General features: G+C 27.2%; 15 protein-coding genes. 9 read left to right on the forward strand and 6 right to left on the reverse strand.

The window, feature by feature from the left end:
• Positions 1-35: 35 nt before the first annotated feature.
• From IC173_RS06695 to IC173_RS06705, 3 genes are all read left to right on the forward strand, one after another.
• Entirely contained in the window at positions 36-1,448 is a 1,413-nt protein-coding gene (locus IC173_RS06695; RefSeq protein ID WP_227435142.1) for a hypothetical protein, read from the forward strand.
• A 176-nt stretch (positions 1,449-1,624) separates the two neighbouring features.
• Positions 1,625-2,212: a TetR/AcrR family transcriptional regulator gene (locus IC173_RS06700; RefSeq protein WP_227855329.1), complete on the forward strand. Its 588-nt coding sequence runs from the start codon at positions 1,625-1,627 to the stop codon at positions 2,210-2,212.
• Positions 2,213-2,244: 32 nt separating this feature from the next.
• Positions 2,245-3,036: a class I SAM-dependent methyltransferase gene (locus IC173_RS06705; RefSeq protein ID WP_227855330.1), complete on the forward strand. Its 792-nt coding sequence runs from the start codon at positions 2,245-2,247 to the stop codon at positions 3,034-3,036.
• A 114-nt stretch (positions 3,037-3,150) separates the two neighbouring features.
• Here IC173_RS06705 and IC173_RS06710 read toward each other — a convergent pair whose 3' ends face one another.
• From IC173_RS06710 to IC173_RS06730, 5 genes are all read right to left on the reverse strand, one after another.
• The gene (locus IC173_RS06710) at positions 3,151-5,568 is read right to left on the reverse strand and encodes an ABC transporter permease (RefSeq protein WP_227855331.1); all 2,418 of its coding nucleotides are present in this window, start codon (positions 5,566-5,568) and stop codon (positions 3,151-3,153) included.
• A gap of 12 nt (positions 5,569-5,580) precedes the next feature.
• Positions 5,581-6,246 carry an ABC transporter ATP-binding protein gene (locus IC173_RS06715; protein WP_227482645.1) on the reverse strand — a complete coding sequence of 222 codons (666 nt, stop codon included), beginning with the start codon at positions 6,244-6,246 and terminating at the stop codon, positions 5,581-5,583.
• 82 nt (positions 6,247-6,328) lie between these two features.
• Complete coding sequence (locus tag IC173_RS06720) at positions 6,329-7,360, reverse strand: sensor histidine kinase (protein WP_227855332.1); 1,032 nt, start codon at positions 7,358-7,360, stop codon at positions 6,329-6,331.
• Positions 7,350-8,036, reverse strand: coding sequence for a response regulator transcription factor (locus IC173_RS06725; RefSeq protein WP_227855333.1), 687 nt, complete (start codon positions 8,034-8,036; stop codon positions 7,350-7,352). The genes IC173_RS06720 and IC173_RS06725 overlap by 11 nt, the downstream gene beginning before the upstream one ends.
• Before the next feature lie 156 nt (positions 8,037-8,192).
• Positions 8,193-9,257: a 4Fe-4S dicluster domain-containing protein gene (locus IC173_RS06730; protein ID WP_227855334.1), complete on the reverse strand. Its 1,065-nt coding sequence runs from the start codon at positions 9,255-9,257 to the stop codon at positions 8,193-8,195.
• Between the two features lie 298 nt (positions 9,258-9,555).
• On the opposite strand from IC173_RS06730, the gene IC173_RS06735 reads away from it, so the two are divergent.
• From IC173_RS06735 to IC173_RS06755, 5 genes are all read left to right on the forward strand, one after another.
• On the forward strand, positions 9,556-10,200 hold the full coding sequence (locus IC173_RS06735; RefSeq protein WP_227435150.1) for a TetR/AcrR family transcriptional regulator: 645 nt from the start codon (positions 9,556-9,558) through the stop codon (positions 10,198-10,200).
• Positions 10,201-10,345: 145 nt separating this feature from the next.
• Positions 10,346-11,017 (forward strand): response regulator transcription factor, encoded by a 672-nt coding sequence (locus IC173_RS06740; RefSeq protein ID WP_227855335.1) that lies wholly within the window; start codon positions 10,346-10,348, stop codon positions 11,015-11,017.
• A 2-nt stretch (positions 11,018-11,019) separates the two neighbouring features.
• The gene (locus IC173_RS06745; protein ID WP_227435152.1) at positions 11,020-11,928 is read left to right on the forward strand and encodes a sensor histidine kinase; all 909 of its coding nucleotides are present in this window, start codon (positions 11,020-11,022) and stop codon (positions 11,926-11,928) included.
• A gap of 83 nt (positions 11,929-12,011) precedes the next feature.
• Complete coding sequence (locus IC173_RS06750; RefSeq protein ID WP_227435153.1) at positions 12,012-12,698, forward strand: ABC transporter ATP-binding protein; 687 nt, start codon at positions 12,012-12,014, stop codon at positions 12,696-12,698.
• On the forward strand, positions 12,695-15,250 hold the full coding sequence (locus tag IC173_RS06755; RefSeq protein WP_227855336.1) for an ABC transporter permease: 2,556 nt from the start codon (positions 12,695-12,697) through the stop codon (positions 15,248-15,250). The genes IC173_RS06750 and IC173_RS06755 overlap by 4 nt, the downstream gene beginning before the upstream one ends.
• Positions 15,251-15,389: 139 nt before the next feature.
• Here IC173_RS06755 and IC173_RS06760 read toward each other — a convergent pair whose 3' ends face one another.
• Positions 15,390-16,589, reverse strand: a complete 1,200-nt coding sequence (locus tag IC173_RS06760; protein ID WP_227855337.1) for a coenzyme F420-0:L-glutamate ligase — start codon at positions 16,587-16,589, stop codon at positions 15,390-15,392.
• 118 nt (positions 16,590-16,707) lie between these two features.
• Here IC173_RS06760 and IC173_RS06765 point away from each other — a divergent pair, with 118 nt between their 5' ends.
• Positions 16,708-17,595: a LysR family transcriptional regulator gene (locus IC173_RS06765; protein WP_227435156.1), complete on the forward strand. Its 888-nt coding sequence runs from the start codon at positions 16,708-16,710 to the stop codon at positions 17,593-17,595.
• Positions 17,596-17,748: the final 153 nt, after the last annotated feature.

Raw genomic sequence — 17,748 nt, forward strand, 5'->3', positions numbered from 1 at the left:
AATTAATAAGAGTTATTGAAAGGTGGAGTGAAATTATGGAAAGACTCACTAGAAGTGAACAGCCTCACATAAAATTTGGAATGTTTAAGATACGAATTCCATTTATACATTACAGATTTGAGAAACCGGAAGCTATTCAAGGCATAATATCAAGTATGACAAGCTTAGGAACTATTGGACTTAGCACGCAAATATTAGGATTACCCTATGAAGTAGCATGGAGTATGGCTATCATTAACTCAATATTGTATTGCCTGCATGTTTTTATGGGAGACCCAGTAGTTCCTGGCTGGATTACAGCTTCTATAACTCTTACAACTGCATATTTGTTAAAGTTCAATATTGGTATTGAAAGAATACAAGCATTAACAGCTTTACAAATAGATTTAGGAATTATATTTATTTTAATGGGTATAACAGGTATAGCTGGAAAACTAGTAAATAGAATCCCAAATTCCATCAAAGGTGGAATACTTATGGGAGTTGGTATATCAACTGTAATAGCAGAATTTAGTCCTAAAGGCAGATTTGAATCTTATCCAATATCTATAACAGTTGGGATTTTAGTTGCTTGCTTTGTAATGTTTTCTGAAAAATTCGATGCTCTAAAAGTAAAGAATAAGTTTTTATTTCGATTAGGTCAATATGGAGTAGTTCCAGCTATTTTAGTGAGTTTAATTATAGGAATATTTAGTAAAGAAATAGGAATTCCTAGCTTTAATTTTGAAAATATTATTTATATAATGGATTTTCAAAAATTAATAGATACAGTATCTCCTTTTGGAATAGGTTTTCCAAGTCTAATATTATTTATACAAGGATTGCCAATGGCTTTCATGATATACATAATTGCATTTGGTGATTTTATAACAGGTGAAAATTTAGTTCTTTCTGAAAGTAAAAACAGAACAGATGAGTATATTGATTTTAATTCTAATAGGTCTAATATTATAAGTGGGATAAGAAATATTGTTATGGCAGTTATTTCTCCATATATAGCTATGTGTGGTCCATTAGCTGCAACTCTTACTGGAAGTGTTGCTCAAAGATATAAGGTTGGAAAGGAAGCAATGCAGTCTATTTTTAGTGGTATGGGTACGTTAGTATGGGTTTCAGCTATTTTTATCTGCTTTTATCCAATTGCCCAAATAGCTACGCCTCTTATACCATTAGCATTATCAGTGACACTTTTAGTTCAAGGTTACTTATGTACTAAACTATCAATGGAACTATGTGATACTGGCGTAGAGAGAGGATTAATTGGGCTGATGGGTGGCGTGATTGCTGCTAAAGGTGGAACCTGGGGACTTGTTGTAGGTTTTATACTATATTTTGTCTTAATTGATTCTAAAAAAAGAAAAGAAAGTAATATTAATTCAAAAGAAAGTGATATTAATTCATCAGAAGATTATGTATATGAAATATCATGTAAAAAGAAAAGTATTTAAAGTAAAATATGAGTTGCAATCGTCTATTAATAGATTAATTGCAACTCATATTTTATTTGTCAGCTTCAGGAATGATAAAAAATGCAAAACTATTTCTTGACATAATTTTTTTAATGTGCAACAATTGTTATATAACGTATGTATTTTATAAAAATTTAATGGAGAAGTGAATTTATATGCCACCTAAAGCAAAAATAACGAAAGAAATGATTTTGAATATTGTCTTGGATATTACAAGAGAAACAGGATTTGAAACTGTAAATGCAAGGAGTATCGCAAGTAAATTACAATGTTCCACTCGACCAATTTTTACTTGCTATGAAAATATGGATGAATTAAAAGGTGAATTTCTTGCTTTTGCATATGAATACTATAATCAGTATGTTATTAATTATCATAATTCTGAAAATGTCAGTCAATATTTATTACTTCCACTTTCATACATTGAATTTGCTCAAGAAGAAACACATTTATTTAAGTTGTTGTTTATAAACGATTTAGATTTGATGATGGAAGAGCCAAATGATTTCTACAAAGAAATTGATAATGAAAAAAAGGCAAGGCTTTTTTCTGAAAGTATTGGAATAGAGTTAGAATGTGCAAAAGTCATATTTTTAGATTTATTTCTTTATACTCATGGCATAGCTGTCTTAACAGCAACGAAAAAATTGACATTAGATAGAAATAGTGCCGAAAAAATGTTGAAAAATATATTATCAGCTTTTATAAAACAAGAAAAAAAGGATTGGAATTTATCTATTTGATGTTTACTAACTAATACAGAAGGGGGTGCAATATGAAAACAAACCAATACTTAATTGATTTTTACAATAATTACGACGAAGATAGTCGGTTGGCATTAAAGCATGGAACAGTTGAATTCCTAACCACTATGCATTACATTGAAAAGTACATAAAACCTAGCGACCGTGTGCTTGAAATTGGTGCTGCAACTGGTCGATATTCTCACACGCTGGCACGTCAGGGATATGACGTCGATGCAGTCGAATTGGTCGAACATAACATAGAAATTTTCCGTAAAAATATTCAATCAAATGAAAATATAACTATTACTCAAGGTAATGCTATGGATTTGTCTGCTTTCTCAGATAATGAATATGACATTACATTGTTATTAGGTCCGTTGTATCATCTTTATAGCAAAGAGGATAAACAACAAGCTCTACATGAGGCTATTCGTGTAACAAAACATGGTGGTGTGATTTTTGCTGCATATGTTATATCTGATGGCTGCCTTATTGATGAAGGGTTCAACCGAGGAAATATCAATGTAGCTGAATATATTGAAAAGGGCTTGATTGACCCACAAACATTTGCTACCAAGTCAGGTCCTAAGGATTTGTTTGAACTTGTCCGTAAAGAAAACATTGACGATTTGATGTCTGTTTTTCCTGTAACAAGACTGCATTACGTCGCATCGGATGGTTTAGCCCTATGTATGCGTGAAGCAGTCGATGCTATGGATGATGAAGAATTTGAGTTATATTTGAAATATCACTTTGCTACTTGTGAACGCGAAGATTTAATAGGTGTTACGAGTCATGCGATTGATATATTTAGAAAATAAATAATAGAAGTTAAAAAACAAACAGAGGGTCGTAAAATCAAAGTTTTCAGACCCTCTAAATCTTGAAAATCTATGTTGAGTGTAGTATAAAAGTAGCTATTTTTATATATATTTTTATTGAGAGCGTAAACGTTTTGTAATTGATTGTTTTTCTAGATTTCTTATAAGGAATTCAATTATTAATATTTGCATGCCTATTAATATAAATGAAAAAATTAAAATAGAAAGTATAGAGAAATTGAAATTAATGAAGTCTAATCTAACAACATCTTTTATAAAAAAGCAGAGTAATTTTGAACCACAATAACCCAATGTAATTGATACAAATACAGCTTTAATACTCAAATTTAAACCTTCTCGATAGAGCATTTTGCGCAACTGTTTTTTTGTCATTCCAACCGCCTGAAGTAAGGCAAACTCTTTTTTTCTAGTTAATACACTATTTACAAGGATATTTGTCATATTAAGGATACCAAAACAGGAAATTAAACCAACAAATACATATGCAGCTATAATCATATACTTAAAAGCTCTAGTTAGCATTTTATAATCGCTATCATATGAATAAAGGATTAAATTTGAATTATTTTGAATAATATTTAATAGTTTTTCTTCAACTTCTTTTGAATACTTTTTATCGGATAAAATTGAAAAATGTAAATTTGTATTATATGGTGTTATTTTATCTAAAGCCTTGTCTGAAGTAAAGAACATGCATCCTGTATTTGAATTATCAATTATTCCAACTATTTTCATTTGTTTTTTGATGATGTCATTTCCACTAAATATATTAAATGTAATTGTATTTCCAATTTTCAAATCAACTCCATAAGATTTTGTCCTATATTTATTTACAATCAAGCTGTTTGAATCCAATTGCTTATAGTCAACTTTACCATTTACAATATACTTTTGGAATGATTTTGCAAGCTCTGGTGTGACACTTTCAATCAAAGTTGTTACGTTACTTCCATCTTTATCCTTAATAGAAGGGTATATAACTTCACATTTTATTCCTTTAGATTCAATTACTTTTTGTACTCCATAAATTGATTTGATTTCATTTCTAAGAGTGTTTGTAAATGGATTATTTTGCTGAATTTGTGTAATTCGTTCATACAAATTGTCAATTTTATTTCCAATAATATAATTTTCATTATAAACGAATGTCTGAGACATCTGTTTATTAAAATCTATAGAATTAGAAAGACTAGCAATTGAAATAAATAATATTCCACTAATACTCAATGAAATCAATGCTATTAAATTTTTCTTTCTATTTACCTCAATATTTTTTAGTGCTAAATTTTTAATATTTATATAATTAAGTGTTTTAATTTTATTTCTAAATTTAATTTCTGTGTATTGCATAGCTTCAATAGCGGAAGTTTTTGAAATAATTCTAGCTGGCTTATTTAAAGAAATTCTTACAGTCAAAAATATTACTATTGATAATACTAGAATAATAAATAAGTCAGTAGTCATTTGCCATGCTAAAGGCTGAATTATATATGTAATTATGCAGGAAGATATAATGCCTATTGGAATAAAAATAATAGATAAAATATTTCCTTGTAGGTAAATAAACTTCTTCAACTGAAAAGAAGTCATACCAAGTACTTTCAACTTTGCATACATTTGAACTGAATTAACAACTGAAATATAAAAAATACTATAAATAACAAACAAACTAGAAAAAAGAATAATCACTCCTACTATTAAAACTGTAATAACTTGTTCACCATCAATTAAATTTGATTCAATATAATTATCATTTAAATATATATTATGTTTTTTAATATTTAAAGAGGAACCAATTTCACTTAATTGAGTCTTAATTAAAGTAGGGGATTTTTCTGTATTTTCTTTTGATAATCTAACTAATACATCTACAGTGTTTGGAGTTGCTTCATTAAAATTGTTACTTTTGATTTGTAAAGGTGTAGAAGCCATATCCTTGAGATAATCATTGGAAACAACTGTATAGTATTGCTTAGCATTATCTTGATAGTAATTTTCTACAAATCCAACAATAATAAAATCGCTTTGTATTTCTTTATTAGTAATATTGTCGCGATATTTTAATGTAATGCTATCTCCAAGGTCTTTATTCAAGCCAAGTTCAGATAGATATTTTTCTGAAATAGCAATTTCATATTTATTTGTTGGCATACCGCCCTTTAATAGTTGAAAATTCAGAAGCTCAATTGCAGTGTTATCTACATATATCATTGACATTTTATAATCTGATTTTATCTCACTACCAAGTGACTTATAAACTCCTACACTACTAAAGTTTTTATTTTGCTGTAATAATGTTTTTGATTTTTCATTTACAAATTGATATCTCGCATGATAGGGAGATGAATTAACCAAATCTATAGAGCCATTATATGAAACTAAAGCAGTTGTTAATAATAAACATGTGGAAATCATTATAATAATACCTGAAAGAAAAAATTTAAGTTTATTAATTTTTAAATTATTCAATGCTATTTTTCTAATGAAAGCACCATTATTATTTTTAAACATATATTTCACCTCCTAGTTATAAATTTTTCCATCTTCAATACGAACGATTCTATCTGCTAATTGTGCAATTTCATTATTATGGGTAATCATTACAATTGTTTGGTTAAATTTCTCACTTGTCATCTTAAGTAAGCCTAATACATCTGCACTAGTTTTGCTGTCAAGATTACCTGTTGGTTCATCAGCAAGTACAATAGCAGGCTTCGTCACAAGTGCTCTTGCAATAGCAACACGTTGCTGTTGTCCTCCAGAAAGATTACCTGGTACATCATATAATTTTTCATCTAGTGCAAGTAAACTTATAATTTCATTTATAAAGTCTTTATCTAGTGTTTCACCATCCAATCCAATTGGTAAAATGATATTTTCATATACATTAAGTAAAGGAACAAGATTATAATTTTGAAATATAAAACCTATATTTCTACGTCGAAAAATTGTAAGTTGTTCATCATTCATAGTTGATAAATCCTTTCCTCTTATAATGACATTTCCGGATGTAGGATTATCTAAACCTCCCATAATATTTAATAATGTAGATTTACCACTACCAGATGTACCTACAATAGAAATAAATTCACCTTTTTCAACAGATATGCTCACACCATCAAGAGCTTTTGTAATGTTTGAATTTCTCCCATAATATTTTTTTAAGTCTGTTACTTGTAAAATACTCACTATAAAGACCTCCTTTATATATTGTAAATACAGTATATAATCAAAATGTTGCAGAATTATCACAAATAAAATATTTAAAAATTTATTTATTAGGTAAAAATATAGAAAAAGTAGAGCCTTCTCCAATTTTTGATGTAACTTTGATATATCCACCTTGAAGAGATACAATTTTTCTTGAAAGATATAGACCAATTCCAATACCATCTATATCATGTACATCTTCCTCACGATAGAATCTCTTAAAAATTTCTGCTTGGTGACTTTCTGATATGCCTTTTCCAGTATCAGTAATATCTATTTTAGCATACATAACCCAGCATTCTGTAGATATATGTATCTTACCTTTAGGACTTGTGTACTTCACTGCATTGTCTAATATATTGAAAATAGCTTCAGAAGTCCATTTTTTGTCATGACATATATATAAGTTTGAATCACAATCAACTGTAACTTGAATGTCCTTTTTTTCAGCATCAAATAAAATTCCACTAAGTGAAGTAGCAATTGTTTCATAAATCGAATTCTTCTTTTTAGATAGTGAAATTATACCTGTTTCTAGTCTTGAAGTTTTTATCATAGACTGCATTAAAAATTCTAATTTATCTAATTGACCTTGCATATCCATCAAAAACTCATTTTGAATTTCAGTTTTAAGATTCTGATTCAGTAGAGTATTATTAATTATCTTTAAATTTGCAATAGGAGTTTTGATTTGATGAGAGATATCAGAAACTAATTCTTGTAAATCAGCTTTTTCCATAGCAATATTGTGGCGATTTTCTTGAATGACTTCATACATTCTAATCAGTCTATGATTAATACGTGACAGAAGTGTTTCTTCCTCCAAAGTAATTTCCAGATTATCTTTACTATTCATCATCTTATCTAAGGTTAAACATATCTCAGAGCAAAATAGAGTTATTTTTTTATGAAGTAAGAGCATGATTAATAATATAAAACCAGAGAATATTATTGTGTATATCAATAATAGAACAACTATTTTAAAATCATTAGTTATTATATAAATTGCTATATTGAATAGAATAGCTGTAAGAGCCATACTAACAGCAACTATTAAATAAATAGTATTAAAAGAAAAATTTTTAAAATTCATTTTTTTCACCTATCCACATGTATCCCATACCATATACTGTTTTAATGTATTGAGAGCCATCTTTTTCAATTTTACTTCTAATTCTACTTATAACAGATGTCAAAGTATGTTCATCTACAAAATTAGCATCTATATCCCAAAGTTTTTCTAAAAGTATTTTTCTTGTTAGAATGTTTTTGGGATTCTCAATAAATAGTTTTAAAGTACGATATTCTAATGGTGTAAATACAATTTGATTGTCATTTATATATGCACAGAACTCAGAAAAGTTAATCTTGAGATATCCATCATCATAGCAATCTTGTTTTGTTTTTGTTGTAATATGATTTAAAAGTGCTCTTACTTTTTGTTTAAACACATTGATATTAAATGGTTTTGTTATATAATCCAAAGCTCCAAGTTCATAACCTTTAATCATATCATATTCCATATCATTGGCAGTTAAAAAAATTATAGGGATATCATAATTTTCTTTAATTTTCTTGCACAAATCAAATCCACTTCTATCTGGTAGATTAACATCTAAAATAATTAAATCAAATTTGTGCTTAACAATAGATTCTAAAGCAGATATAGCTGTAAATTTTGAAATAACCATATATCCCTCTTCATTTAAGTTGTACGATAGTGTTTTATTTAATATAGTATCATCTTCAACTACTAATATTTTTTTCATATATTCACTCCTTTTATGTTTAATATTCTATATAAAGTTAATTATATAATCAAAATGTTGCTAAATTATCATATTATATTCATATAAATAAAATACTTAATAAATAATCTGTCCTAGAATTTATCATGGGACAGACTATTTATTAAATATATAAAATTATTTTAACCAAGATGGATTTCCAGGTACAAATATTCTTTTACCAAATTTTGAAGTATATTCATCCAAAGCTTTCTCAATAAGCTCATTATTGCCTTTAAAAGAAGTAGTGTTTTTTATAGTTTCAAGGTTTTGGCTAAATGGGCAAGCAGATATACACATACCACAGTCTGTGCCTAAATATCTCCATTTAATGTAACATGTTTCATGTTCAATCACCCAATTATATTTTCCATCATCACCAATTTTAATATCATTAGAAAGTGAGTGAGAAGGGCAATTAAAAGAACATTTTTTACATACTTTGCAAAAATCTTCAAGTCCAAAATCAACATATTCATCTTCTATAAGTGGAATATCTGTAGTAACAACCCCTAGTCTAAGTCTAGAACCATAATCTTTATTTGTAAGTATTGCGTTTCTTCCTATATCACCCAATCCAGCATCACGAGCTATAAAAACAGGCATTACTAGATAATTAGCATCCATATGATTTCTAGCATCATATCCTAGGTTTCTTATGTAATAACTTAAAATCATACCAACAATAGATACATCTACATAACATTTTGAAGTTTCTATAACTTCACATATCATCGGGGCTCTGTTTATCATTTCTTTATCCATTTCACATCCAAATACAATTGCATATTTGTGAGATAGATTAACTTCCTCACCATAGTTTTCTTCATGTCTACCTCTATTTGTATAAATATGATAATCTTTTAATCTAGTTATACCAACCACAGAAGCTCCATATTGCTTTGCAAACCCTTTTATTTTTTTAGTCATAGACTTTGCATCTACATCCACTTTATTGTCACAAACTTTTCCTTCACATAGTGATTTTATATCAGATAAAAAGTCAAATGCACTACTTGCCATTGGAGAATTTATCTCATTATAAGTCATAGTTCCTTCACTACATAAATTTGGTCTACTTCTTATACTATCATCAACTTCTTTTTTTTCAGGATTTTTCTCATAATAGTCATTATAAGCAAAACCATTTTTTTTATAATTTGCTCTTGCAAACATAGTATTTCTTTCATCAACCCTTTTCAATTCTATTCCCCCTAGTAAAAGTATAATTAAATCATATAACCTTATCCTTACATAATTTAATTATATAAGAATAAGGTTATATTTTCAATTTAAGCGTCATTAAATTAAATAATATGTATTTATATATGTTTTATAATATTTTTACATATAAATTATATTAATGATAAATAATAAGAAATTTAAGAATAAATACGATTTGTTGTCTTTAAATGGTGTGTATTGACATACTGTAAAAAATCTTATTATAATAAATGTATGAACAATTAATATAAATTGATAAAGAAAGAAGTGAATTTATATGTCAAGAAATAAACATTCTGACAAGATGAGAAGTCAGATATTAGACGTTGCGTGGAAAATATTCGAAGAAAATGACTATGATGATGTAACTATGCAACAAATTGTGGATACTCTTGATATATCTAAAGAATCTGTATACTACCATTTTAAAGATAAAGAACTCCTGTTCGAAGAGATTATATCAAGTAATTTAAAAGTAGAGATGGAAAATTTAAAGTTAATATTAAATAATCCTAACTTTACGATTAGAGAAAAAGTGTCTGAATTTATCTTACACATATCTAGTTCAGAAATAAGGAAAAAATTGATTGATTATATGTGCCTCCAAAAAAAACCTATCTTATTTATGAAGAGTATAAGAGCATCTACGCTTGAAATGACCCCTTTACTATCTTGCTTAATAAAACAAGGTGTTGAAGAAGGCATTTTTAAAACTGATTATCCAAACGAAATGTCTGAAGTATTTATAATATTAATAAATATTTGGTTAGACCCAGTATTGTTTAATGAGAGTACAGAAAAACATTTCAAACGTATTGAGTGTCTTGCTAATTTATTAAGTGCAAGTGGTGTACATATTATAACTGATAATGATTTAAAATCAATTAAAGCCTTTTATAGAGAATGTTCTAAAGGTGAATAGTCTATAAATAAAAAACTGTAACTAGATTTGAGAAAAAACAAATTTAATTACAGTTTTTTTAGTAAAATAGGTGTATCAATATATTTTTAACAAAAGATAAGAAGAAATACTATTTTAAAAGTTTAAAAATAAAAGGAGTAGAAAATTGAATTTATTAATTATTGAAGATGATACAAACTTAAATGAAGGTCTTTTTTATGCTTTTGAAAGTGAAGGATTTAATGTTTTAAAAGCTTATACAAAACAAGAGGGCTTACATATATTTAATAATAAAAATATAGATTTTATAATTTTAGATTGTAACCTTCCAGACGGAAATGGATTTGATATATGTAAGCAAATACGAGAAATGTCAGATATTCCAATTATAATGCTTACTGCAAGAGATTCAGAGATTGATGAGGTAACAGGATTAGAAATAGGTTTAGATGATTATATCACAAAGCCGTTTTCTTTGTCTGTATTAAAAGCGAGGGTTAAAGTAGCAATAAGAAAAAAATCAAATAATAAAGTGCTGTATTCTAATGGTATAAGATTAGACCAAAAGTTATTAAAGGTGTATAAAAATGAAGTAGATTTGGAACTTAGTGCTGTAGAATATAAGCTTATTAATTATTTAATTGAGAATAAAGGACAAATATTATTGAAGGAACAAATTTTACATCATATATGGGATAGTGAAGAAAATTATGTTGATGAGAATATTATATCTGTAAATATAAGAAGACTTAGAATGAAGGTAGAGGATAATCCATCTAATCCAAAGTATATAAAAACAGCTTATGGAATGGGCTATCTATGGAATGGGGTGGAATAAATATGTTACTATTATTTGTTGCAATATGTATGATAATTATAGCTATAATAACTATTAAAAAAAGTCAAAATACATGTGACGAATTAAGTCTAATGCTAAATCAATTATTGGAAGGTAAAGAAATTTCTTATCCAGATACAAAAGATACAAGAATATCAAAAATTTCTTACCAAGTAAAAAAAGTTAAAGATATGATAGAGATAGAAGTAGAGCAGTCAAAATCAGAAAAGGAAGCAATTAAAAGTTTAATTTCAAATATGTCACATCAATTAAAAACACCACTTTCAAATATTACCATTTACTGTGAACTTTTAGAAAATAGTAATCTTCCTACATCAAAAAAAGTAGAATTTTTACAAAAAATGAAAAATCAAACTTTTAAAATTGACTGGTTATTAGAGTCTCTATTTAAGATGACTAAATTAGAAGATGGGGTTATCAAATTTGAAGCAGAAGAACTACTAATTAAAGACACTATTGTTCAAAGTATTAGTACTGTTTTTAATAAAGCAGAATCTAAAAACATAAAAATAAATTTAGAAATATTTTCAGATATAAAGTTATTTCATAATAAAAAATGGACTATAGAGGCAATTGTAAATGTCTTAGAAAATGCAATAAAATATTCACCATCAAATAGTATGATTACTATTTCTGTAGAAAAAATGGAACTATACACTAAAATTATAATCAAAGATGAAGGAATAGGCATTGATGGTAAAGAGTTGAACAATATTTTTAAACGATTTTATAGAGGTAAAAATGTTGAAAATCAAAATGGTACAGGAATTGGTCTCTATCTTACAAGATTAATTTTAGAAAAAGAAAAAGGGAATATTATAGTAGAATCCAAATTAGGAAGCGGAAGTTGTTTTAGTATCTTCTTACAAAATTGTAAGAGTTTAAATTAACTTTGTAGGATGGGTGTAATTATCGTCACTTACAATATCTTATAAGAACTTATATTTTAAGTTATGTTGAAAGGAGAAATAAAATGAGTATATTAGTGACGAATCATTTAGTAAAACATTATGGAGAATATGAAAACAAGGTCAATGCACTAAATGGGGTAAGCATAGAAATTGAAAAGGCTACATTTACTGCTATAGTTGGAACTTCTGGGTCTGGTAAAAGTACATTATTAAACATTATAGGTGGGTTGGATAGCCCATCATCAGGAGATGTAATAATTAAGGGTAAAAACATATCTAAATTAAGAAAAAAGGATTTGACTGTATTTAGAAGAAGGAATATAGGTTTTATATTTCAAAATTACAGTTTAATACCAGTATTAAATGTCTATGATAATATTGCTCTTCCTGTTACATTGGATAAAGGAAATTATGTAGATCATAGCTATATTGAAATGTTAATGAATACATTAGGTATTTGGGACAAACGTCTAAAATTTCCAAGTGAACTTTCTGGTGGACAACAACAGAGAGTAGCAATTGCTAGAGCCTTAGCAAATAAACCTGCACTTATACTAGCTGATGAACCAACAGGAAATCTCGATAGTAAGACTACAATGGAAGTAGTATGTTTACTAAAAGAAAGTAGTGCAAAATTTCACCAAACAATACTTATGGTAACACATAATGAAAATATAGCACAAATATGCGATTCTATTATACATATTGAAGATGGAATTGTAGTAAATAATGGTGGTGAAATACTATGATATCTTTAATGAAGTTTGCAATTCAATATATTAAACATTATAAAAAACAATCTATATCTATAATCTTAAGCATCGTACTATCAGTAGCCTTATTGACAGGAATTGGTTCTTTAGTAAATAGTGCAAATAAAAGTAAAATTGAGAAAATAAGAGCGGATAATGGAGATTATCATTTTTATTTTAAGGTAGATAATAAACAACTACAAAAAATTAAGAAAGACAAAAAATCAAATGAATACACTGTAAATAGACTTGGTATCACAAATACTAAAGGTTCTATAGATGAACCTTTCATTATGAATTTTTTAAATGTGGATTCATCTTATTTAGATATGACAGGTAGAAAATTATTGAAGGGAAAGCTTCCTAGCAAAGAAGGAGAAATAGCACTTGATACCTATTCATTAAATAATTTAAATATAAAAGAAAAAATTGGAACAGAGATAAAATTAGACGGAAAAACTTATAAGTTATGTGGGATTTTATCTGATATTTTAAATCCAGAAACTGCTTTAGAGGGCTTTGTAGATAGTTCTACATTTTCTGAAGAAAATGGTAATTATATGGTTTATGTAAAATTTGATGAAAATAAAAATATAAAAAAACAGAGTGCTAGATTTATGAGAGAATTTAGTATATCGAAAAAAAGTTCCTATGTAAACTGGAATTTATCAAGTGAATTTGGTGTAAAACCTCCAATAACTTTTGAAAGATATAGTGTATTTCAATTTTTAAATTCTTTAAAATTAAATACAAATGCAATTGTTTTGATTATTGGAATATTTAGTGCAGCAGCAATATATAGTATTTTCCATGTTTCGATACTTCAAAGAATATCACAATATGGCGTTTTAGAAGTGTTAGGTGCTAATAATAAGCAACTTTTACTACTCTTGTTTTTAGAATTATTTTTACTTTTTATCATAGGTTTTCCTATAGGATGTATTTTAGGCATAGGAGTAGCTTCAACAATACATCAACAATTTCCTCATATATTCTTAGGTAGTGATATTATTCCAGGGTCATTTTTTATAAGTGAAAAATCTATTTACTTAGGATTTTTGTTTTTAGCATTATTGTTAATTTTAATCACTGTACGAGTTGTATATAAGCTAAGCAAATATTCTAGTATTGAGTCAATGAAAAATTTTGAAGTTATTAGTAAACAGAATAGAGAGATAAAAAGTATAAAGTTTTCTAACATGACAGCAGTATTATCTCATAAATATATGACTCAAAAAAAAGGAATGTTTATAGGGATTTTGTGTTCATTAGCACTTGGGGGAATTATTTTTCTATGTTCTAGCTATTCTATACAACTTACTAGAAATAATAACGAGCTTACAATGAAGGCTGATGATGGTTTAAATTCTGATTATCAAATAGCTATGCAAACAACTGATTTTGATATAGGAATACCAAAAGATAAAATTTCAAGACTAAACGAAGTAGAAGGTGTATCAAGTATTCACCCAGTAAGGTATTTTTTTGGCGGTATACACATTAGAGATGAACAATTACTTTGGAAAAATTTCTTTAAACCTCTTGAAAAAGATTACAGAATAAAGAATTTTTTCAATGGAATTTGCACTAAACAAAGTGATGGGGGACACCTTTTAAAGACAAATATCTATGGATATAATGCTAACATGTTAAAAGGATTAAATCCTTATATTATTGATGGAAAAATTGATAATTCTGACATGGTTAAAAATAATAAAGTGATTGTTAGACTTCCTATGGATGGTACTGGTATATATGGTGCAGTTGACATAAAGCCAGGAGATACTATCAAAGTTAAAGTGCCAAAAACAATGAAACCTACTGATGAGACTATTAAGTTTAAAGAAGAAGATAAAAATGATTATACAGTAAAAGAATTTGTAGTTGCTGCTACTGTAAAACGTGTAATGGCAAATAATATATACTTTATTGGCGATTATGGCATGGATATAGTTATGACAAATGAACAAATGGAAAGTAATTTTAATATCATAAATTACAATATGGCCAGTATAAAAAAGACGAAAGAAAGCAATAGCATGGAAGTAGCTAAAGAAATAAAAAATGTTATACATAATATAAAACGATGTATTGTGACAGATTATACTATTGCTATTGAAAAAAATAATATTTATTTAAACCAGAAATTATTGTTTATATATGGTATCGTATTTGTACTTCTAAGCATAAGTTTGTTTCATATTATCAATACAGTGAGTTATTTAGTTTTTTCAAGAAGACATGAATTTGGAATTTTAAGAGCTATGGGAATCACAGATAATAAGTTTTTGATTATGATGATGAGGGAAGGTTTTTTATATGGACTATATGCAAGTATTATAATGGTAATTGGAAGTATTATTGGGCAATCTATGATTTATTTTATAGTAAAACGCGTATATTTATATATAAATCCAGTTTTCAATATAAATATGTCTCTATATGTGGGTATGATTATTTTAAATATTACTATTAGTATTATTGCAGTTATCATTCCAGTAAAACAAATATTAAAGAGTGATATTATTTCAGAAATAAATAGAGATTAAAATTCTTAATAAAGATTAATAAATTAAACTATGTAAATATTAAATAACCTCTTAATTGATATACAGTAAAGTTATATCAATTAAGAGGTCTATATTAGTTTTTAATCTAAATAAATTACATAAAATGCTTTAATATATATTATTTTGTATAGTTATCAAAATAACCTTGTATGTAAATAATAGGAGTACCTTTATCTCCACTTCCAGAAGTTAAATCTGCTAAAGAACCTATAAGGTCTGTAAGTCTTCTTGGAGTAGTACCTTGAGAAACCATATTTCCTGTTAAATCATCAGATTTATTATCTTTTTCAACTATGTATTTTGAAATTGCTTCTTTTAACTCATCTCCAGATAAGTCAGCAAAATCATTATCAGCTAAATATTTTAATTTCACCTCATTTGGAGTACCTTCTAAGCCTTTTGTATAAGCAGGAGAAACTACTGGGTCAGCTAGCTCCCATATTTTCCCTACAGGGTCTTTGAACGCTCCATCTCCATAAACCATTACCTCTACATTTTTACCTGTAATTTCTTTTATATTGCTTTGAATTTTATTTACAACTTCATCACAATTTATAGGGAATAATTTTACAGTTTCTTCTGTAGCTTTGTTTGAACCTAAAAGTCCATATTGGTCATTATACCCACTACCATCTACACTTGATGTCATTATATCATCAAGAGAATATACCTTTTTAGCACCATTTTGATTTAAAATTCTCTTTGTTCTTTGTCTTGTATGTATATCACAAGTTAAAACACTTGTTGTGTAATTAAGTATAGTTTTTGGGTTGTTAGCAAAAACTATTTCTACTTCTGCACCACACTCTTTAATTAAATTTTTATAATAATCAACATAATCAACACCAGTAAATGTATGTTTATTATATCCAAATAGTTCTCTATATTTTTCTTCTGTTAACACATCTGACCAAGGGTTTATTTCTTTGTCATCAAGTTCATCAATACTTATCAAGTGATTTCCAACCTCATCAGAAGGGTAGCTTAACATTAATACAACTTTTCTACATCCTTTTGCAATACCCTTTAGACATATTGCAAAACGATTTCTACTTAAAATTGGAAATATAACACCAACAGTATCATCTCCAAATTTATCTTTTACATCTTTCGCTATATTGTCAACATGAGCATAGTTTCCTTGTGCTCTAGCAACAACAGCTTCTGTAACAGCAATTACATCTTTGTCTCTAACTTCAAAGTTTTCACTCTTTGATGCATTTAAGACAGAATCAACAACTATTTTAACTAAGTCATCTCCTTGTCTTATAATAGGTGCTCTAACACCTCTTGAAACAGTTCCAACTAATCTATCCATTATTTAAAATCCTCCTAAAGAATTAATATTGTCATATTAGTACCATGTATATTATAATTCAAATATAATCATAAGTAAAATAAATAATACTAATATTTGATATAAGGAGTAGTTATGTATGAACGTAAAACTTGAATTATATAAAGTTTTCAATGCAGTTGTAAGTCATAAGAGCTTTTCTGTTGCTGCCAAAGAATTATTTATGTCACAGCCAGCTGTAAGCCAATCAATTAAACAATTAGAAGAACAATTAGATACTATATTATTTTATAGAAATAATAAAGGTGTAAAGTTAACTCCAGAAGGGAAAATTTTAAGTGAACATGTTGCTACTGCATTAAACTTAATCGCATCAGGTGAAGATAGAATAAATAAATTTAAAAAATTGGAATATGGTTCATTAAAAATTGGAGTAGGAGATACAGCAGCACGTTTTTTTCTATTAAAGTATTTGGAAATTTTTCATAAGAAATACCCACATATACATGTATCTACAATAAATAGAACTAGTAGAGAACTTATATCCTTACTTAAAGATGGTAATATTGATATAGCAATCATAAATATGCCAATAGAAGATGAAACATTAAATATCGTTGAATGTATTGAGATACATGACATATTTGTATGTGCAAATGATTACATAGAATACAAAGGAAAGCAAATATCTTTAGAAGAATTAAATTTGTTACCTTTGATAATGTTAGAAAATAAAGCAAATTCAAGGCTTTATGTAAATGAATATTTTTTATCAAAAGGTATAAAACTAAACCCAGATATAGAATTAGGCTCTCATGAATTACTTTTAGAATTTGCATATATAAATCTTGGAGTATCTTGTGTTATAGAAGAATTTAGCATAGATTACTTAAATAGTGGAAAATTATTCAAATTAGACATAAAAGAGCCAATACCTAAGAGAAGTATAGGTTATTGCCATTTGAAAAATATCTCTTTATCACTAGCAACAAAAGAGTTTTTAAGTATGATATCTAATAATATGTAAGTTTATATTTGGCATTTCTAAAATAAGTTTAATAAAAATAAATTAAAAAGTACCTACATATACATGTATCTTACAATAAATAGAACTAGTAGAGAACTTATATTATTACTAATAATGTTGTAGATTTGAGAGATTTATAATAAGCTAATTTTT

The organism is Clostridioides sp. ES-S-0048-02 (assembly GCF_020658495.1).
Taxonomy (GTDB): Bacteria; Bacillota; Clostridia; order Peptostreptococcales; family Peptostreptococcaceae; genus Clostridioides.